At 40.6% G+C, this 17,184-nt stretch carries 26 protein-coding genes; 23 read left to right on the forward strand and 3 right to left on the reverse strand.

Going from position 1 to position 17,184, the window contains the following annotated elements:
• The first annotated feature begins 442 nt into the window (after window positions 1-442).
• The 21 genes from CTT30_RS06595 to CTT30_RS06695 all read left to right on the forward strand — a co-directional run bounded on the left by CTT30_RS06595 (window position 443) and on the right by CTT30_RS06695 (window position 12,602).
• Window positions 443-619: a hypothetical protein gene (locus tag CTT30_RS06595; RefSeq protein WP_252036419.1), complete on the forward strand. Its 177-nt coding sequence runs from the start codon at window positions 443-445 to the stop codon at window positions 617-619.
• A gap of 308 nt (window positions 620-927) precedes the next feature.
• Entirely contained in the window at window positions 928-1,086 is a 159-nt protein-coding gene (locus tag CTT30_RS06600; RefSeq protein ID WP_252036420.1) for a hypothetical protein, read from the forward strand.
• Between the two features lie 41 nt (window positions 1,087-1,127).
• On the forward strand, window positions 1,128-1,388 hold the full coding sequence (locus CTT30_RS06605; RefSeq protein ID WP_239871653.1) for a YrhK family protein: 261 nt from the start codon (window positions 1,128-1,130) through the stop codon (window positions 1,386-1,388).
• Between the two features lie 136 nt (window positions 1,389-1,524).
• Window positions 1,525-1,887 carry a hypothetical protein gene (locus CTT30_RS06610; RefSeq protein WP_252036421.1) on the forward strand — a complete coding sequence of 121 codons (363 nt, stop codon included), beginning with the start codon at window positions 1,525-1,527 and terminating at the stop codon, window positions 1,885-1,887.
• A 143-nt stretch (window positions 1,888-2,030) separates the two neighbouring features.
• Window positions 2,031-2,381 (forward strand): hypothetical protein, encoded by a 351-nt coding sequence (locus CTT30_RS06615; protein WP_252036372.1) that lies wholly within the window; start codon window positions 2,031-2,033, stop codon window positions 2,379-2,381.
• A gap of 148 nt (window positions 2,382-2,529) precedes the next feature.
• Window positions 2,530-2,922, forward strand: a complete 393-nt coding sequence (locus CTT30_RS06620; RefSeq protein WP_252036422.1) for a nuclear transport factor 2 family protein — start codon at window positions 2,530-2,532, stop codon at window positions 2,920-2,922.
• 465 nt (window positions 2,923-3,387) lie between these two features.
• The gene (locus CTT30_RS06625) at window positions 3,388-3,534 is read left to right on the forward strand and encodes a hypothetical protein (protein WP_252036423.1); all 147 of its coding nucleotides are present in this window, start codon (window positions 3,388-3,390) and stop codon (window positions 3,532-3,534) included.
• 3 nt (window positions 3,535-3,537) lie between these two features.
• A complete protein-coding gene (locus CTT30_RS06630; RefSeq protein WP_252036424.1) occupies window positions 3,538-4,047 on the forward strand; it encodes a hypothetical protein in 510 nt (169 codons plus the stop codon).
• Between the two features lie 124 nt (window positions 4,048-4,171).
• Entirely contained in the window at window positions 4,172-4,834 is a 663-nt protein-coding gene (locus CTT30_RS06635; RefSeq protein WP_252036425.1) for a hypothetical protein, read from the forward strand.
• A 161-nt stretch (window positions 4,835-4,995) separates the two neighbouring features.
• A complete protein-coding gene (locus tag CTT30_RS06640; protein WP_252036426.1) occupies window positions 4,996-5,370 on the forward strand; it encodes a hypothetical protein in 375 nt (124 codons plus the stop codon).
• 1,776 nt (window positions 5,371-7,146) lie between these two features.
• Complete coding sequence (locus CTT30_RS06645; RefSeq protein WP_252036427.1) at window positions 7,147-7,758, forward strand: hypothetical protein; 612 nt, start codon at window positions 7,147-7,149, stop codon at window positions 7,756-7,758.
• Window positions 7,759-7,904: 146 nt separating this feature from the next.
• Entirely contained in the window at window positions 7,905-8,300 is a 396-nt protein-coding gene (locus CTT30_RS06650; RefSeq protein ID WP_252036428.1) for a cupin domain-containing protein, read from the forward strand.
• A gap of 140 nt (window positions 8,301-8,440) precedes the next feature.
• The gene (locus tag CTT30_RS06655; protein ID WP_252036429.1) at window positions 8,441-8,851 is read left to right on the forward strand and encodes an LIC_13387 family protein; all 411 of its coding nucleotides are present in this window, start codon (window positions 8,441-8,443) and stop codon (window positions 8,849-8,851) included.
• Between the two features lie 138 nt (window positions 8,852-8,989).
• Window positions 8,990-9,451 (forward strand): T6SS immunity protein Tdi1 domain-containing protein, encoded by a 462-nt coding sequence (locus CTT30_RS06660; protein WP_252036430.1) that lies wholly within the window; start codon window positions 8,990-8,992, stop codon window positions 9,449-9,451.
• Between the two features lie 136 nt (window positions 9,452-9,587).
• Window positions 9,588-9,773 carry a hypothetical protein gene (locus CTT30_RS06665; protein WP_252036664.1) on the forward strand — a complete coding sequence of 62 codons (186 nt, stop codon included), beginning with the start codon at window positions 9,588-9,590 and terminating at the stop codon, window positions 9,771-9,773.
• Window positions 9,740-10,057, forward strand: coding sequence for a GNAT family N-acetyltransferase (locus tag CTT30_RS06670; RefSeq protein WP_252036431.1), 318 nt, complete (start codon window positions 9,740-9,742; stop codon window positions 10,055-10,057). Before CTT30_RS06665 ends, CTT30_RS06670 begins: the two co-directional genes overlap by 34 nt.
• A 146-nt stretch (window positions 10,058-10,203) precedes the next feature.
• Entirely contained in the window at window positions 10,204-10,635 is a 432-nt protein-coding gene (locus CTT30_RS06675; RefSeq protein WP_252036432.1) for a hypothetical protein, read from the forward strand.
• Between the two features lie 37 nt (window positions 10,636-10,672).
• On the forward strand, window positions 10,673-10,804 hold the full coding sequence (locus CTT30_RS06680; RefSeq protein WP_255906341.1) for a hypothetical protein: 132 nt from the start codon (window positions 10,673-10,675) through the stop codon (window positions 10,802-10,804).
• A gap of 138 nt (window positions 10,805-10,942) precedes the next feature.
• Window positions 10,943-11,416: a GrpB family protein gene (locus CTT30_RS06685; RefSeq protein ID WP_252036433.1), complete on the forward strand. Its 474-nt coding sequence runs from the start codon at window positions 10,943-10,945 to the stop codon at window positions 11,414-11,416.
• Window positions 11,417-11,563: 147 nt separating this feature from the next.
• On the forward strand, window positions 11,564-11,980 hold the full coding sequence (locus CTT30_RS06690; protein ID WP_252036434.1) for a GFA family protein: 417 nt from the start codon (window positions 11,564-11,566) through the stop codon (window positions 11,978-11,980).
• Window positions 11,981-12,452: 472 nt separating this feature from the next.
• Window positions 12,453-12,602 (forward strand): hypothetical protein, encoded by a 150-nt coding sequence (locus tag CTT30_RS06695; protein ID WP_305130659.1) that lies wholly within the window; start codon window positions 12,453-12,455, stop codon window positions 12,600-12,602.
• Here the strand turns inward: CTT30_RS06695 and CTT30_RS06700 are convergent, their stop codons facing one another.
• The 3 genes from CTT30_RS06700 to CTT30_RS06710 all read right to left on the reverse strand — a co-directional run bounded on the left by CTT30_RS06700 (window position 12,603) and on the right by CTT30_RS06710 (window position 14,326).
• Window positions 12,603-12,881: a type II toxin-antitoxin system RelE/ParE family toxin gene (locus CTT30_RS06700; protein ID WP_252036435.1), complete on the reverse strand. Its 279-nt coding sequence runs from the start codon at window positions 12,879-12,881 to the stop codon at window positions 12,603-12,605.
• A complete protein-coding gene (locus CTT30_RS06705) occupies window positions 12,878-13,162 on the reverse strand; it encodes a type II toxin-antitoxin system RelB/DinJ family antitoxin (protein ID WP_252036436.1) in 285 nt (94 codons plus the stop codon). Before CTT30_RS06705 ends, CTT30_RS06700 begins: the two co-directional genes overlap by 4 nt.
• A 678-nt stretch (window positions 13,163-13,840) precedes the next feature.
• The gene (locus tag CTT30_RS06710; protein ID WP_252036437.1) at window positions 13,841-14,326 is read right to left on the reverse strand and encodes a hypothetical protein; all 486 of its coding nucleotides are present in this window, start codon (window positions 14,324-14,326) and stop codon (window positions 13,841-13,843) included.
• Window positions 14,327-15,451: 1,125 nt separating this feature from the next.
• On the opposite strand from CTT30_RS06710, the gene CTT30_RS06720 reads away from it, so the two are divergent.
• Both CTT30_RS06720 and CTT30_RS06725 read left to right on the forward strand, forming a co-directional pair.
• Window positions 15,452-15,601, forward strand: coding sequence for a hypothetical protein (locus CTT30_RS06720; RefSeq protein ID WP_252036438.1), 150 nt, complete (start codon window positions 15,452-15,454; stop codon window positions 15,599-15,601).
• A gap of 508 nt (window positions 15,602-16,109) precedes the next feature.
• A complete protein-coding gene (locus CTT30_RS06725) occupies window positions 16,110-16,550 on the forward strand; it encodes a hypothetical protein (protein WP_252036439.1) in 441 nt (146 codons plus the stop codon).
• The last annotated feature ends 634 nt before the right edge of the window (window positions 16,551-17,184 follow it).

The following is a 17,184-nucleotide window of genomic DNA, read 5'->3' on the forward strand; positions in this document are numbered from 1 at the left end:
AAGGCGGATTCACAACGCTTGGCATTTTTAGTTTGAATCAACTTTAGTGTTTACGGCACAATGAGTTAGGTCGGGTGGTAGCGTTGTTCACCACTTAACGCGGCGTTAGGTTGCTTTAAGACTGTACGGTTTTAGTTTGGCTCTCAGCCACTTCGAATCTTTCTTTGTCGCGAACTTCAGTGGCTATGTGGCCCGAACTTTTTCAGGTGAAGGTTTTAATTCAACTGGCAAGCTTTGATGTCAGTGGCTGAGTGTTTTCTGGTTTTAAGTGCTCTTGGTTAAGTTTGTTCGTTGAAAGTTCGTTATCTCAATTTGGTTAGTCTTTTGCTTCAGCGAACCACCGCAAAAATAGTGATGTGGTTGTCATTCAACTTCGATGGTTATTGCGGTGCAGTTGGCTTTGGTGTTTCATGGGTTAGTCCTATAGCTCAAGCTAGCTAAAGTGTTCGTAATAAGCATACCTAACAATCAGCTCAAGACGGACAACCAACGCTTGGCGATTTTGTGTCTGGTTGAGTTTAGTGCTTACGGTGGTTTTTCTGAGTTTTGTGGTATTGTTGGTTGCCGCTTAGCAAGGGCGTTAGGTTGCTTTAAGTGTTTGCGGTTTGTAGTTTTGTAATCAGCCACTTCAATAAACTTGTTTATCGCGAATCTTAGCGGCCATGTGGCTCGAACTTATTCAGGTGAAGGTTTCATTTAATTGGCAAGTTTTGGCGTCAGCGGCTGAGTGTTTTCCGTTTTCAGTGCTCTTGGCTGGGCTTGTTCATTGAAAGTTCGTAATCTCAATTTGGTTAGCTTTTTTGCTTCAGTGAACCACCGCAAAAATGGTGACGTGGTTGCTATTCAGTTTCGGTGGTTATTGCGGTGCAGTTAGCTTTGTTGTTTCATGGTTTAGCCCTATAGCTCAAGCTAGCAAAGATGTTCGTAATGAGCATACCTAACCATCAGCTCAAGACGGACAACCAACGCTTGGCGGTTTTGTGCCTGGTTGAGTTTGGTGTTTACGGTGGTTTTTTTGAGCTTTGTGGTATTGTTGGTAGCCGCTTAGCAAGGGCGTTAGGTTGCCAATGGACATTTGCGACCTGATGTTTATTTTATTCAGTCATGTATCGTTTTATGAGGTGAAAATGAGTCAAACAATGAAATTAGATCTAGACATTGGTAATCGACATATTGTCATCCAACGTCGTTATGAGGCCTTGGGAGCAATCAATGATTTGCTAATAGCGATTTGGTTTTTAGTTGGTAGTTTTTTCTTTTTGAATGAGTCTCTTGTTGAAAGTGGTACTTGGTTGTTTGTTGTAGGTAGTGCCCAGCTAATCATTAAACCACTAATAAAGCTTACAAGTTTAGTTCATGTTGGAAGAGTATCGAAGTCGTCAACCTAACCATCAGCTCAAGACGGACAACCAACGCTTGTCGGTTTTGTGTCTAGTTGGGTATCGTGTTTACGGTGGTTTATCTGAGTTTTGTGTATGGTTGGTTGCCGCTTAGCAAGGGCGTTATGTGTCACTAAGGATAGTAATGAAGTACAAAAACATTTACTCGGCAATACATAATTTTGGGTGTAGCTTTACTAGCCTTATGAACTATGTCGATGGCGACTACGTAATTGATGCTTTGGCTAGCATTCATAGCAAAGGCTACGATATTGAGGTTGACTGGCTCACTCTCAAGTTTGAACCAAACGAATTAGCTACTGCTCGAATAAACAAATCCATAGGTTACTGGGGCAGTTCACTTGAAAAACACTTGGCTTCTCAAAACGTAGAGTTAGCAAAGCTTAATTCACTAAAGCTCGTTTGGCCATCAAGTAGGCGTAAATTTATGCTGGCAATTGATGATCGTGGTAAGGAATACAAAATATATGTAAACGAAATAAAGTGAGCACATAACAAAGCGTTCAAAGGGACAGTCAACGCTTGGCAGTTTTGGCTCTTATTTTGGTATTAGTGTTTATGTCACAATGGTTTCAGTATGTGGTGGCGTTGTCTGCCCATTAACGCGGCGTTATGCTCTAGGAGATGATTTTGCTCGATTTATTCAAGAAAGTAGTTCTAATTAATCTCTCAGCAGCTCTTGTTGTTATCGCTCTAGCCCAGTTTGTCCCATTCTTTGCTACTACTCAGTTGGTCGATTTTCTTTTCTTTGTCGTCATCGTCATATGGGTTTTGGCGAAGCTAATGTGGGAAGGCGGTGTCCATAGCAAGACGACTCGGTTAGATGATCCTAGAACAGATAAAGTCTACAAACTGGTAGAAGGGCATGATTTCGAAAAAGACGAACGAGAGCACTATCGAATGAATTACCAAACAGGCTTAGTTTTCTTCATAGCGGGTCTGCCAGCGTTCATTGCTTGTTTAGTCCTTCAATTTCTTTAAGTACGAGCATAACAAAGCGTTTAAGACAGATTCGCAACGCTTGGCACTTTGGGTTTGAATCAGTTTTAGTGTTTACGGCACAATAGGTTAGGTTCAGTGGTAGTGTTGCTCACTACTTAACGCGGCGTTATGTGCTTGGAGGGAAATAATGAATTCAAAGGAAGTCGTCTTAGCTTTTTGGGACGCAATGAAAACGAATGATTTCACGAAAGCAAGTGAGTGGCTTAGCCCAGATTTTGAAGGTTTTTGGCCTCAATCTGGTGAGCTTATTGTTGGACGAGACAATTTCACGGCAATTAACTCTTACTATCCAGCAAATGGGACTTGGGAGTTCGTCGTTCATTCAATTGTCTGCGATGGCGAAACAGTAGTCACTGATGTTTCTATAACTGATAGCGTTCAAAAAGCGCGTGCTATTACTTTCCATACGGTAGAAAATGGGCTTATCCTTAAACAGAAAGAGTTCTGGCCAGACCCAATGGAAGCGCAGGAGTGGCGTTCCAAATGGGTGAGGGTGGTGCAAGAGCAGGCACGCACATAACAAAGCGTTCAAGAGGGATTCTCAACGCTTGGCAATTTTGGTTCAAAGTTTAGCTTTTGTGTTTATGGCACAATATTTAGATTTGGCAGCTTGCGTTGTTCACCCCTTAACGCGGCGTTAGGTTGCTTTAAGTTTGCACGTTTTTTTAGTTTGGCAATCAGCCACTTCAACTGTCTTATTCGCCACAAACTTGAGCGGCCGTGTGGCTCGAACATTTTCAGGAGAAAGTTTCATTCAACTGGCAAGTTTTGATGTTAGTGGCTGAATGTTTGTTGTTTTTAAGTGCTTTTGGTCCAGTTTGCTCGTTGAAAGTTCGTTATCTCAATTTGGTTAGCTTTTTTGCTTCAGTAAAACACCGCAAAAATGGTGACGTGGTTGTTATTCAGCTTCGGTGGTGATTGCGGTGCAGTTGGCTTTGGTGTTTCATGGGTTAGTCCTATAGCACCAGCGAGCAAAGCGTTCGTAATGAGCATACCTAACCATCAGCTCAAGACGGACAACCAACGTCTGGCGGTTTTGTGTCTGGTTATGTTTAGTGTTTACGGTGGTTTGTCTGAGTTTTGTGGTATCGTTGGTAGCCGCTTAGCAAGGGCGTTATGTTTTTCGAGGTGATTAATGATTCCGAACGAACTAAATCAAGATGTTGAGATATCGTTTGAGATATTAGAGTGCGAAATACGCTCAATGTGTTACTCGGAGTTAAATGCTTTTGATGTTGATCTTTTTGGGCAAGATTTACAGCTAAACTTGGAAGAAAACCTCCAGTTCCCAAAAGGCAAGTTTACGAGCCATGCCGACATAGTTAGAACAGCACAAATGTCTATTAGCCTATCTTTTGCTGGTACATCAATAGCAATGGATTGCTTACTTGAAAATACTAATCCATCTGAAGCGGAAGCAATTGCTGCAAGAGAAGTTATCAAAGCCGTTCGAAATGCGTTTTCGCATGGGATCGCAGCACCTACGTGGTTTGTTAAACCACATAAGTTTGAAAAGTATGACTTAGGGTTTGTGTCTGGACCAGTTGTAGATTTAGGAGCACTAAATCAAATGGAATTTGACTATGCTCAAATCGGTGGTTTAGCGGTGTGGTATCGCCTAAAAGAATACGTACAATCGCTTTAGCACAAAACATAACAAGGCGCTAAAGTCTGACTCGTAAACGCGTGCCGGTTTCGCTTCGCTCACAGTGTTGCACGAGTTTACTCGCAGCTTAGCTTGGCGTTATGTTTTACGAGGAAATTTGAACATGTCTAATGATAATTCGTTGATTACAAACCAACAAATTGACCCATTTTCAGAGTCGTTTACTTCATTGTTGGTTGTAGTGTTCTCTAAAAGTAATTCGAAAAACTTCCCTTTGGCACTAAACATCGCTCGTGGTGCAGACAAGTTCGTAGAAACAAGCATTGATGGAAAAATAACATATAGTGTTTGCTTTGGAGGCAATCAGGTTGATGCTGCAAGGGCAATTGCGTTTTTAGATTACGCAGCGTCTTGGAAAGGTGTTCAAATTTTTTCGCGAGGAAAACTAGTTCCTTCAAGCTATCACGTTATTGAGGTGATTAATTGCTATCTTAAATCTCAGTCTTGTCGAGACTCAAAGGCGCATTGCCAAACGGTCATTGATGACCCGTTTAATGCTGAACTCGAAAAAATTGGTGGTCTATCTTTGTCAATTAGAATTACAGATAAGCCTACCATCACACAAGAAATTGAAATTGATAGGTATGTTTTTCCATGTAAGTATTTACATCAGCGCTTTAGGTTTCAATCCGATCATCCAGCTTGTACAGAAGATCAGATCCAAGCTAAAGCAGTAGATTTAGGCTGTGATTGGTGCCCAAACTTCGATGCTGATAGTTGGAAGAAAATTGGTTCTCGAACAGTAGTGAAAGAGTTCTTTGAATAAATAACAACAAACATAACAAGCAATTTAAGAGGGATTCACAACACTCGGCACTTTTGCTTCTACTTCGAATTTAGTGTTTATGACACAATGCTTTAGGTTTGGGTGGAGGCGTTGTTCACCCCTTAATTGGGCGTTATGCTTCAATTCAATGGAAATACAAAATGGAACAAATTGTCGATGAGCTAATCGCTCAAGGTTACGAAGTCACAGGAAGTGATTCCATGATACAAGTTAAACTAGGCGGTCTGTCAGGCAAAGCTGGGATTAGGAAAAGCACCTACTCAAACAGCTATGTTTTTACTAACAACACAGTCCTTATGCTAATCATCAATACAGCACTCTTATCAAGTTTTTTATCTTCACTGTATATAGGGTTACTTGAACAAAAAGACTTTGATGTATACAACTGGGCAACACTGACTATCGGCATCCCTTCGATTATTGCTGGCTACATCTGCCTGATTATAAGCGAGATACAAATGCAACCGATCCGAAAGATAGTTAGGCTCGCTAACGCAAAGATTAGCGGAACATAAGCATAACAAATTGCTTAACAAAGACTCCTAACGCTTGGCGACTTCAGTCGCAATTTCAGCTCTGTGTTTATGGCACAATATTCAAGTTAAGTGGCATCGCGTTGTCGCTTGTTAGCAAGGCGTTAGTTGAAGTTCGAAAACCAATAAACAAATGTTGAAAATATAAAGGGTCATTGGCTCTAGCAACACATCTGATACGCCCTGCCCCTCTCCTATATCGCCAGTGGCACTAGCCGTCTGGTGCTTGAATCCACCTTTCGCAGCTTACTGAAGTGGTGAGTATGTTAAGTTCTTTGGCTCTGATTCTTAGACTTTGATATCGACTCAAATATCCAAAATCCGATGCACTTGGCTGTCGGCTTCATCGCCACAATTCTTTGCAAAATCACCTCTGCGTCAGCGCCTTTGAAAGCAACTGTCATTTCTTCTTTACCAAGTTCGTTTCGTGCGTTGGGTTTCAGTTCTCAACTGCCCCATTTGCATTCGTAAATGAAATCAATAACCTAAAATCTATTGGCACCTTAGCTCACAACGTAGGCTAAGGCGCAGCAACTAACAAGGCGCTCAACAGGGACTCCCAACGCTTGGCCACTTTCATTCAAATCAGCTTCAGTGTTTAGGGCGCAGATTTTAAGCTGGTTTGTATAGCGTTGTCGCCCGTTAGCTTGGCGTTATGTTTAGGAGTCACATGGACTGGAATCTTACCATTAGCACTACAAGTACATGTGTCATTATGTTCATTGTTTTGCAGCCAATTTATCATCACAAAAAAGCGCTTCAAGTGGTTGCAGGCTTACTATTTCTGTACTTCGTTTTAGGCGTATACAATTTCAATAATGGTTATACCCGTGGTGACATTACGTCCTTCGCTATGTTTTCAGCTGCGCAGTTGAGTTTTTTAGTTCAACTACGCTATAGCCACCAGATCAAAGCTACACATGGCTTTTATCCACGATTGTACTACAGGCGCTTTCCCATAAAGGGTATCTACATAAAGCATCCAGATATCGACAGAGCTCATTCAGAACCAGATACAATAATGACAATTATTGCCTTTCTAGGATTCGTTTTAGGCTTTTTGGTCGTACTGTTCATAGAAATAGCATCGAGGTCGTAAAAACATAACAAATCGCTTAACAGGGACTCCTAACGCTTGGCCACTTTCATTCAAATCGGCTTCAGTGTTTAGGGCATAATTTTTAAGCTGGGTGGTATAGCGTTATCGCCCGTTAGCAAAGCGTTAAGCATAAAGAAAGCCCCAGTACATCTATAGGTAAAGGGGTTTTTATGGGCGATCAATTTGGAGTGGAGCGATAATGCTCTCTCACTTTTTTCCCATTTCGAGTGTGTGAAGGGACATGAACCTTCTTTTTACCACCTTGTGTTTTTGCCATTGGAAACCTCCTTAGAGCTGGTTAAACACAAATCTGAGAATGAAGCACTATATGTTGTGGTTTTTATTCTCTAATATAACTATAGGTAGTAATTTTACTATGGTCAAAAAGTTAGTTTAAAAATGTACATTTATAATTATAACTTGTTGAAAAATAATAAATAAAAATGAGTTTTATGCTTAACAAAGCATTTAAGAGTGATTCCCAACGCTTGGCATTTTTAGCTCAAGGTTGAGTTTTGTGTTTAAGGCGCATTGGTTTAGGTTGGGTGGCTGGCGTTGCTCACACCTTAATGCGGCGTTATGTCAATTGCGGCGTTATGTCAATTGCGGCTATATGAACTATATTTTTGTCTGTGTTTTCGTTCAATCCGAGGCTACCGATGATAAACCCATTTGATGCAAAGGCAATTCAAGATAAAGCTAATAGGAATTTGTTTTTTAATATGGAGAAGCTTAGCTTTTCGAGCTGTACTTATAGTCCGCAATCTCCGTTGTTTTTTACTACAATGGCGCATGTCTGTTACAAAGAGGACGGCAAACACTATTCACCTCTGCTAACTCAAAACGAAGTAGATGATTTGCTGAAAGTTACTTCTTACGTATCAAATTTTAATTTTTTGTTTACCAGTACATTTGTAGTTACTTCTCTCATGTCACCACTAATTATTCTGGTATCTAATCACGAAATACTACTTACATTGTACTTTGTTTGTATGGGAGCACTGTTTTATTTCAGTGTGCGTAATTGGTTTAAATTTCAATCCTTAGCTAAGGAAAAAGCAGCTCTTTATAGAAACAGGCAGCATAGGGTTGAAGTTGCTAGCCAATTTAGAAAACGTACAGTTATTAAAAATATGAAGTTATGGGCTGGTCCTTTTGCAGCAGTAGTTGTTAGTGAGGCAGTAGATTTATCCGGTAGCGAAGAGCTGAAACTTATTCATGACGGTATTGATCTGGGAAGCGAAGCAATTAAGTTAGTCAAATTGACATAACAAACAATTTAAGAGGGATTCCCAACGCTTGGCATTTTTGCTTCCACTTCAATTTTAGTGGTTACGGTACCATGTTTTAGGTTGGGTGGTAGCGTTGCTCACCCCTTAATTGGGCGTTATATACCTATTCAAGGACGGAGGAAAAAATGGCCAAATCGACGGTTATTACAATTGAAGAAGAGTTTTCTAAACTGAACTATCTTAGTGGACGTACCCCCAAAACTACTGATGAAGAGTCCAAAGATGCCTTTGCTATGTTGTCAGAATATTCAAATGGCGGTGTCTATATTGGTCACTACGATGGTTACAGTGAGTGGGAACGACATTCACACGGCGATGAGTTGGTGCAAGTTTTAAGTGGTCAAACGACGTTGGTGTTACTTGTAGATGGTAAAGAACAGCGGAATGAGCTTTCTCAAGGGCAGCTGTTAGTAGTTCCCCAAGCTATATGGCACCGCTTTGAGACTCCAAATGGTGTGCAGGTCATGACAATAACTCCTCAGCCTACAGACCATCAAATAGAGCTTCCAAACGGTATATAACAAAGCGTTCAAGACGGATTCACAACGCTCGGTATTTTCGGTTTGATTTGGTTTTAGTGTCTACGGCACAATGAGTTAGGTTAGGTGGTGGCGTTGTTCACCACTTAACGCGGCGTTATGTGTCAAATCAGGGAGGGAATATGAGTCAAATATTAATAATAATTGGAGTGTCAATATTCGGTGTTCTGGGCGCTATCCATTTGGTGTATACATTTTTCACAGAAAAGTTTAACCCTTGTGACGCTTCAGTATTTACTGCCATGAAAAGTACGTCACCAAGACTTACCAAAGAAACTACAATGTGGCGCGCTTGGGTAGGTTTCAATGCTAGCCATAGTTTAGGTGTCATGTTACTACCAGCAATTTACCTTCCATTGGCCGTTAATCATTTCGAAGTCATTAAGAACTCTATTTGGTTTTCTCTTTTACCAGTAGCGGTTGGTGTGTCATATTTAATTTTGGCCAAAAAATACTGGTTTAAAATTCCATTTTTAGGTGTACTTATTTCTCTAGTTTGCTTTCTGGTTTCAGCATGGTTAATCAACACATAACAATCTGCTCAAGAGGGATTCACAACGCTCGGCAATGTTGGTTTGAATGAGTTTATGTGTTTACGGCACAATGACTTAGTTTTGATGATATGCGTTGTTCACCCCTTAGCAGGGCGTTATGTGCTCGAAGGGAAATTTATGTTTTTATTCAAACCAGATTTAGATGATATTCGTAAAGGTTTAACTGCTTGGGACTGGTTAGACTTTTCGGGAAAAACATTCCTTACTGCAAATCTATTCGGAGATATGTTCTTTGAATCTAGTGAAGGAATATATTTCTTCGATACATTGGAAGGAACATTGACTGTTATCGCAACAGATCGAAACGAACTTCAATCGCTATTGAACACCAAGCCAGGTCAGGAGCAGTTGCTATTGGTTAGCCTCGTATCAGAAGCTCGTGATAATCAGTTGATTCTCTCAGAGAATCAGTGTTATGACTTTATAGTTCCTCCCAGTCTAGGAGGCGAGTTAAGTATAGATAATTTGCAGTTAATGCCTTTTCTCAGCAAGTTAAAAGCTGCAGGCGCAATTTACGCCCAAATTAAAGAACTACCAATAGGTACTAAGATCAAAAGCATAGAATTAGAACGCACATAACAAGCAATTTAAGAGGGATTCACAACGCTTGGCATTTTTGCTTCTACTTCAAATTTAGTGTTTATGACACAATGCTTTAGGTTGGGTGGAGGCGTTGTTCACCCCTTAATTGGGCGTTATGTAGCAAAGAGTAAAAATGAAAATATCAACATTAGCGGAACATCCAGAAGAAGTACCGAAGATAGCAAAATGGTACTTTAATGAATGGTCTCATACTGCTCCAGATGTGACTGAAGAAATGGAGCTAGAAAAGTTGCAGAGAAGTCTAAAAACCATACCAGTATACCAATGGCATTTGTTGCACATATTGATGGGGAGTTAGCTGGGGTTTTAGAAGTGAAGCTCCACGAAAATAAGAACTTTTTGGAGTATGAAAATTGGATTGGAGGTGTGTTCACAAATCCAAAGCATCGAAGTCAGGGTATTGCGACCAAACTAATCAACAAAGCTAAAGAGTTCGCCAAAAAGGCTGGCATGCCTCAGCTTTATCTACAGTGTGAAAGCTTTAATGTTGAGCTGTATCTAAATCAAGGCTTTAAACCTCTCCATCAAGCGCGTCATCACGAAGTAGCAACTACTATCATGGTGTGGGAGGCAACTACATAACAAATTGTTTAACAGGGACTCCTAACGCTTGGCCACTTTCATACATGTCAGCTTCAGTGTTTAGGGCGCAAATTTTGGGTTGGGTGGCATTGCGTTGTCGCCCGTTAACAAGGCGTTATATTCTTTGAGGGAAACTTGGCAAAAATATGAGAAAAATCAACTACAACAAACGTAAGCCAAAGTTTTATGATGCTTTAGAGTCACAGATAGATTTAGGTGCTCTTCTAGATGGCGATCTTCTCAAAGTGAAGTTTAATGATCGTGGTTATGCATTAAAAGAAAGTGTTATTGTAATCGAAGATAACTGGTTTCTATGTGAGTTTTCAGGTTCAGATATCACTCGCTTTCCGTCAAGAATTAAGGCTCTTGCATCCCACCTCAATAGTCTTGAGTTACGTGGTGAGTTTGTTGTATCCTACGAAGATGGTCTATGTACTGTCCAGCTACTAAAAGCACATGAGTTAAGCCTAGATGCTGAAGCTCAGGCTTCAGTAACTGAATCAACAGAAAGAATTGCCTTAGCTTCTTCACGTATAGGTCAGGGGCGATATAGACAAAACCTATTATGCTCTCTTTGATAAAGGTTACATCTCTGTCTCCGATACTGGAGAGCTAATGATCTCAAGTGCTGAAATTGAAGCGCAATTAGAGCAGTGGAGAGTCGACCTTAAAGTCAAAATTAGTGGCTTATCAGAGCGTAAAAAGGAGTATTTGGCTTACCATAGGAAAGTCGTTTTTGTACAGTAATTCAATGTATTGAGTACGAATATAACAAAGCATTTAAGAGTGATTCGCAACGCTTGGCGCTTGGCGCTTTCGCTTCGCTCAAGTATAGCCAAGCGTCGCTCACACCTTAATGCGGCGTTATGCCTTTTGGGGGAAAATATGCAGTTTTACAAAGCAGATGAGTATCAGGCATCTTGTGAAGACCTTTATCGTAAGTATAAACTTCAGATAGCTGCTTTACTTCCGCGCGCAACAATTGAGCATATTGGTGCTTCTTCTATCCCTAATGCTGTATCTAAGGGAGACCTAGACATACTTGTTGGTGTTAACGTTAACGAGCTAGAAAAAGCAGTGAAGTTACTTTCTACTTTAGGCTTCAACGAAAAATCCAATACGTTAAGAACACCAGAGCTTTGCATGCTGGAAAATAGCTCAGGTGAAGATGTAGCTTTCCAAGTCGTAGTGAATGGCTCAGAATTTGACATCTTTATGGGTTTTAGGGACAAGCTTCGTGAAAGCCCTGAGTTAGTTCAACAATACAATGAACTCAAGATGTCTTGTACAGGCTGGACTCACGAAGAGTATCGTCGAAAAAAGTCAGCTTTTATTGAGCGCGTTTTAGGACAGGCATAACAATCAGCTCAAGACGGACAACCAACGCTTGGCGGTTTTGTGTCTAGTTGAGTACTGTGTTTACGGTGGTTTGTTGTAGTTTTGCGGTATGGTTGGTAGCCGCTTAGCAAGGGCGTTATATGTTTTCATCAATTTAGGAGTAATTTAATGTCTTACGCAGAGACTAGCTGCCTATATGGTTCTGTAAAAATCACAGCAGAAAGTATCAACCCTAACTTCACAGTTTGTCATTGTCAGTCATGTCGAACTTGGGGTGGGGCGCCATTTTTCGCAGTTAAATGTGGTACACAAGTGAAAATCGAGGGTGAAAACAAAGTAAAGATGTACAAGTCATCCACTTGGGCTTCCCGTGGTTTCTGCACAGAGTGCGGCACTCATTTGTTTTACAAGTTCAAAGAAACAGGTGAATACAACATCCCCGTAGGCTTATTTTCACAATTAAGCGGTTTGAAAATGGACATGCAATACTTTAGCGACATGCGTCCAAGCTATTACTGCTTTGCTAATGAAACTAAGGAAATGACTACAGAAGAAATCATGGCTTACTTTGCGGATAAGGTGTAATCAAACATATAACAAAGCATTCAATAGGACAGTCAATGCTTGGCAGTTTTGGCTCACAGTTTGGCACAAGTGTTGATGTCACAATGGTTTAAGTATGTGGTAGCGTTGTCTGCCCATTAACGCGGCGTTAGGTTGCTTTAAGTTTGCACGGTTTTTAGTTTGGCAGTCAGCCACTTCAATAATCTTGCTTGTCGCGAATCTCAGCGGCCATGTGGCTCGAACTTTTTTCCGGTGAAGGTTTCATTTAATTGACAAACTTTGGTGTCAGCGGCTGAGTTTTTTCGTTTTCAGTGTCTTGTCCAAGTTGATTCATTGGAAGTTTGTTCTCTCAACTTGGTTAGCTTTTGGTTTCAGCGAACCACCGCAAAAATAGTGACGTGGTTGTTGTTCGGCTTTGGGGGTTATTGCGGTGCATTGAGCTTTGGTGTTTCATGGTTTAGTCCTATAGCTTAAGCGAGCAAAAGCGTTTGTAATGAACATACCTAACCATCCGCTCAAGACGGACAACCAACGCTTGGTGGTTTTGTGTCTGGCTGAGGTTGGTGTTTACGGTGGTTTGTCTGAGTTTTGTAGTATTGTTGGTTGCCGCTTAGCAAGGGCGTTAGTTGCCCAGTTGACATAACTAGCTCGCAGGGAATTTTTGTTTTTGATGTAGTACACGCATAATGCGAATGATATCGCCTTCAATCCAGTATGAAACAATCATTGATATCTCAGGAATAATGAGCAATCGCCCTCTAATTCCGTCACGTTGGACTCCCATATGAGGTTGTTCTAGAAGGTTCTCCACTTTGGCTTCGATAACTTCATCGGTTTTTTCAGCAGCCTCTGGGTTGAAGTCGTAAAGAAATTCGAAGATCTTTTCACGATCGTTGAGAGACTCTTCTTCCCAAAAAATCATACTTTGCCTCGGTTACGGATTTTTGCTTTGCGCTCAGCCATACGTGATTTAGCTGATTCGTGATCAACAAAGTTGGCTTTTCCTAAGTCAAACTTCTCAAAAGCCAAGTTAACTTGTTCAGTTAGCCATGCATCGTGAGATAAAGTCTTTCTCTGTTGGTCAGCTAGTTGTTCAGTCAGTTCACGACAAGCGTCGCTTAGTGTTCTGCCTTGGCTTTCTGCCATTTGTTGAGCTAGTCGCTTCGTTTCTTCATCAACACGAAACTGAATTCTGGTGTCCATGATGTGCTCCGTATGTTGTGTGTGTACAAATGTTAGCACTGGATTTGGGGTTGGGCAACTAACAAGGCATTTAAGGGTGATTCGCAACGCTTGGCGTTTTCGCTTCGCTCAAGTATAGCCAAGCGCCAAGCGCCGCTCACACCTTAATGCGGCGTTAGGTTGCTTCAAGTTTGTACGTTTTTTAGTCTTGAGATCAGCCACTTCAACTGCTTTGTTTGTCATGAATTTAAGTGGTCATGTGGCTTGAACTTTTTCAGGTGAAGGTTTCATTCAACTGGCAAGCTTTGATGTTAGTGACTGAGTGTTTGCTGTTTTTAAGTACTTTTGGTCAAGTTTGTTCGTTGAAAGTTCGCCATCTCAATCTGGTTAGCTTTTTTGCTTCAGTAAAAACACCGCAAAAATGGTGGCGTGGTTGTTATTCAGTTTCGGTGGTGATTGCGGTGCAGTTGGTTTCGGTGTTTCATAGGGGAGTCCTATAGCAACAGCGAGTAAAAGCGTTTGTAATGAGCATACCTAACCATCCGCTCAAGACGGACAACCAACGCTGGCAGTTTTGTGTCTGGCTGAGCTTGGTGTTTACGGTGGTTTGTTTGAGTTTTGTGTTATGGTTGGTAGCCGCTTAGCAAGGGCGTTATGTGGAAAGCCTAGCCAATCGGATGTGGCTAGGCTGCAAGCTATTTATTTGAAAATCTCGTTAGCCATTTTCAGTAGCACGTGGCTGATGAAAATAAACATCACCGTATAGATGTTGAGGTCTGGGGTTGCCTCTAAAAAAGGCACATTGGTCGAAATAATTCGGCTAAAGACCAGTAGTCCTGTAAATAGAGAAAATGAGCCTAGAATCTTGTTGATACACATGGTAGCAATTCGAGTTTGTTGATGCTGAAACCTATCGTACAAAACGTTTAGTACGAACATCAGGACTGCAAGAGCCACCAGAGCATAAACTTTCGTTGTTTCAAACGGTTTTAGCAGATAGTCAGTCCAATCAGGGACGGAAGAGCTTAGAGTCATATCGTTACTAATAATATAGTAAGAGCATAAATCTGCCAGTGTTACAAAGACTGCGATAAATACCATTTGGCTAATACATAGTCGAGAATGCGAAGGTAGTTTAGTTTTGAAAACGGTGTTGGTTAGAATGCTTTTTAGTAAACTTGTCATTATTACTTCTTGGTTTTTTTGTTAATTAAGAAACACGAACCAAAAGGTTAAAATGGATCGTGACTTCACTTGAAGCTAACTCTAGATGAGGGCTTTGCTCAAAAAATCAAGTGCTTACTGTGATTGTTTTACATAACAAACTGTTTAAGAGTGATTCGCAACGCGTGGCATTTTCACTATGCGTTGGTTTTAGTGATTAAGGTGGGGTGCGGAAGCTTCGGCATTGCGTTGCTCACACCTTAACAGGGTGTTACATTTTTATATCGAAATATCGTAAGTTTGATTTTTAAAATATTTCAAGGAACTAAGGTCATGAAGGTTTTACCTCTAATTTTGTTTGTATTGGTGTTTACATCGGTATCTACATCTGCAAATCCGGGGAGTTGGATGCCTACAGCAAAAAAGATATCTAGCATTATTGTGGAAGGTGATGAAAACGGCAGAGCATTGATAATCATAGAGGGTGGAGTGCCTAGTGAATTCATCCCTTCGGAGTGTCGTACAGGAAGTGACAGTACGTATAACACCGTGTTTTTAAACACTCACAAAGGTAGAGGCATATATTCTATGGCATTAACTGCATATAGTGCCGGAAAGCCCGTGAAGTTGGCTTTATCATGTACTGGGAGTCGTCCCTTAATTACTCATATTTGGCTAATGTAACAAAGCATTTAAGAGTAATTCCCAACGATTGGCAGTCTTTATTCCATCGTTGGGTTTTGTGTTTAAGGTGGTATGGTGAGGTTCATTGGTAGCGTTGCTCACACCTTAATGCAGCGTTAGGTTGCTTTAAGTTTGTTCGGTTTTTTAGTTTGGCGTCCAGCCACTTCAATAATATTGTTTTCGCTAGTTTCAGTGGTCATGTGGCTCGAACTTTTTCAGGTGAAGGTTTCATTCAACTGGCAAGCTTGGATGTTAGTGGCTGAGTGTTTTCTGTTTTTAAGTGCTCTTCCCATGTTTGTTCGCTGAAAGTTCGTTATCTCAATTTGGTTGGCTTTTTTGCTTTAGCGAACCACCGCAAAAATAGTGACGTGGCTGTTATTCAGTTTGGCTGTTTATTGCGGTGCATGAAGCTTTAGTGTTTCATGGGTTAGTCCTATAGCTCAAGCTAGCAAAGGTGTTCTAATGAGCATACCTAACAATCCGCTCAAGACGGACAACCAACGCTTGGTGGCTTTGTGTCTATTTGAGTTTAGTGTTTACGGTGGTTTGTTTGAGTTTTGTATTATTGTTGGTTGCCGCTTAGCAAGGGCGTTAGTTGGTGAAAAATTCTAGAGTTCATTCATCACTCTCTCCGGCTGTAAGTTTTAGTTTTTCGGCAATTTTGTATTGTCGCCAAAACTCAACTTATATCTTTGCTTCAATAAGTTATTCGGTTTGTACACTTTTAGTTTGATGGCATCCAATTGTTGTGGTTTTTCGGAAATATGAAAGTCTTTACAGACTGAAAATGGGCTTTTCAAAATTGCTTGTTCAAAAGCATTCGGTATGTTGAAAATCCACTATCTGACATGTTGTGTACTCAGTCGCAGATCTTAACTTGAAGGTTGCTAACGCTAGTTAAGTATTTGAATAATTGGGTTCATATGTTTAATTTGTTTCCAACGGTGGTGTTTTGGGCGCATCATCATTACAGACCAACTAACAATTGTTCAAGACGGACCGCCAAACACGGGACACTTTTGGGTCTGATCGAATTTAGTGTTTACGGCGTTTTATTTAGGTTCTGTGATCAATTGATAGTCACTTAACAGGGCGTAATATATTTTTTAAAGGTTATAACATGAAAAAAGCAATAGTAATTGCATCCACAATTGTATTATCCGCATGCTCTAGTACTTATGTTGAAAAAGGCATAGACCTTAATACTACAAATGGCTATGCAACAATTACTACTCAGACTGAGAAAAATAATAAAATTTTTTCGAATTTAGATCAGCGATTAGTTATAACTAAACATAATGATAAGAGTTTGTTAGGATTAATCGATCCGTACCCTGATGTTCTGCATGTTAAAGAAGGCATGCAGTCTTTGTCGGTTCAATATACTCACCTTAATCAATATGCAAATGGCTGCCTATGGATTGATGCTAAAGCTGGCGAAAATTACATTATTAAAAGAGAAGTAAAAAATTACTCTGTAGGATTTTGGGTAGAAAATACAAAAACTCAAGAAATGGTTGGGGGTATTTGTGGGTCAGAACCAAACAGGCAAACAAAATAGAAATATATAACAAGCATCTCAAGCAGAACAAATAACGGTTGACTCTTGTCGCTGTGCATCAAATATGGGAGCACTGTTGTTTGCCTCTAAGCGGGGCGTTAGTTAGCGAAAGAAACGCTAGGGGTCATTCATCGATCTCTCAGGCTGAAAATTCCCCGCTTAGATTTACCTGCTTAAAGGTATTTTGGTGTTGAAAGTCTATTTTTTGTCATGTTTTATGTCCAATCGCAGATGTTAGCCTGAACGTTGTCATCTTAGGTTAGTGGGTTGAACAATTTGGTGCGTATGTTTAGTTCGTTTTATACGGTAGCGTTTCTGAAGCACCATCTATGAAAGCCAATAGACAAGTGTTGAAAATATGAAGGGTCATTAGCTCTAGCAATACACCTGACGCGCCCTATCCTTCGTCTATCTCGCCTGTGGCACTGGCCGTTTAGTACGTGAATCCACCTTTCGTAGTTAACTGAAGTGGTGTGAATGTTAAGTTCTTTGGCTCTGATTCTTAGGTTTGGATACTCACTCAAGAATCATCAAAGTCAAACGCATTTGGCTGTCGGCTGCATTTAAAGAATTCTTTGCTAAACCACCTCTGCGATAGCACCTTTGAAATCAACGGCAATTTCTTCTTTACCAA

Source organism: Vibrio coralliilyticus (assembly GCF_024449095.1).
GTDB classification, from domain to species: domain Bacteria; phylum Pseudomonadota; class Gammaproteobacteria; order Enterobacterales; family Vibrionaceae; genus Vibrio; species Vibrio coralliilyticus_A.

Coding starts and splice junctions, on each gene's coding strand:
- CTT30_RS06600 (WP_252036420.1), top strand. CDS start 928: ATGAGCATACCTAACCATCAGCTCAAGACGGACAACCAACGCTTGGCG.
- CTT30_RS06605 (WP_239871653.1), top strand. CDS start 1,128: ATGAGTCAAACAATGAAATTAGATCTAGACATTGGTAATCGACATATT.
- CTT30_RS06610 (WP_252036421.1), top strand. CDS start 1,525: ATGAAGTACAAAAACATTTACTCGGCAATACATAATTTTGGGTGTAGC.
- CTT30_RS06620 (WP_252036422.1), top strand. CDS start 2,530: ATGAATTCAAAGGAAGTCGTCTTAGCTTTTTGGGACGCAATGAAAACG.
- CTT30_RS06625 (WP_252036423.1), top strand. CDS start 3,388: ATGAGCATACCTAACCATCAGCTCAAGACGGACAACCAACGTCTGGCG.
- CTT30_RS06630 (WP_252036424.1), top strand. CDS start 3,538: ATGATTCCGAACGAACTAAATCAAGATGTTGAGATATCGTTTGAGATA.
- CTT30_RS06635 (WP_252036425.1), top strand. CDS start 4,172: ATGTCTAATGATAATTCGTTGATTACAAACCAACAAATTGACCCATTT.
- CTT30_RS06640 (WP_252036426.1), top strand. CDS start 4,996: ATGGAACAAATTGTCGATGAGCTAATCGCTCAAGGTTACGAAGTCACA.
- CTT30_RS06645 (WP_252036427.1), top strand. CDS start 7,147: ATGATAAACCCATTTGATGCAAAGGCAATTCAAGATAAAGCTAATAGG.
- CTT30_RS06650 (WP_252036428.1), top strand. CDS start 7,905: ATGGCCAAATCGACGGTTATTACAATTGAAGAAGAGTTTTCTAAACTG.
- CTT30_RS06655 (WP_252036429.1), top strand. CDS start 8,441: ATGAGTCAAATATTAATAATAATTGGAGTGTCAATATTCGGTGTTCTG.
- CTT30_RS06660 (WP_252036430.1), top strand. CDS start 8,990: ATGTTTTTATTCAAACCAGATTTAGATGATATTCGTAAAGGTTTAACT.
- CTT30_RS06665 (WP_252036664.1), top strand. CDS start 9,588: ATGAAAATATCAACATTAGCGGAACATCCAGAAGAAGTACCGAAGATA.
- CTT30_RS06670 (WP_252036431.1), top strand. CDS start 9,740: ATGGCATTTGTTGCACATATTGATGGGGAGTTAGCTGGGGTTTTAGAA.
- CTT30_RS06675 (WP_252036432.1), top strand. CDS start 10,204: ATGAGAAAAATCAACTACAACAAACGTAAGCCAAAGTTTTATGATGCT.
- CTT30_RS06680 (WP_255906341.1), top strand. CDS start 10,673: ATGATCTCAAGTGCTGAAATTGAAGCGCAATTAGAGCAGTGGAGAGTC.
- CTT30_RS06685 (WP_252036433.1), top strand. CDS start 10,943: ATGCAGTTTTACAAAGCAGATGAGTATCAGGCATCTTGTGAAGACCTT.
- CTT30_RS06690 (WP_252036434.1), top strand. CDS start 11,564: ATGTCTTACGCAGAGACTAGCTGCCTATATGGTTCTGTAAAAATCACA.
- CTT30_RS06695 (WP_305130659.1), top strand. CDS start 12,453: ATGAACATACCTAACCATCCGCTCAAGACGGACAACCAACGCTTGGTG.
- CTT30_RS06700 (WP_252036435.1), bottom strand. CDS start 12,881: ATGATTTTTTGGGAAGAAGAGTCTCTCAACGATCGTGAAAAGATCTTC.
- CTT30_RS06705 (WP_252036436.1), bottom strand. CDS start 13,162: ATGGACACCAGAATTCAGTTTCGTGTTGATGAAGAAACGAAGCGACTA.
- CTT30_RS06710 (WP_252036437.1), bottom strand. CDS start 14,326: ATGACAAGTTTACTAAAAAGCATTCTAACCAACACCGTTTTCAAAACT.
- CTT30_RS06720 (WP_252036438.1), top strand. CDS start 15,452: ATGAGCATACCTAACAATCCGCTCAAGACGGACAACCAACGCTTGGTG.
- CTT30_RS06725 (WP_252036439.1), top strand. CDS start 16,110: ATGAAAAAAGCAATAGTAATTGCATCCACAATTGTATTATCCGCATGC.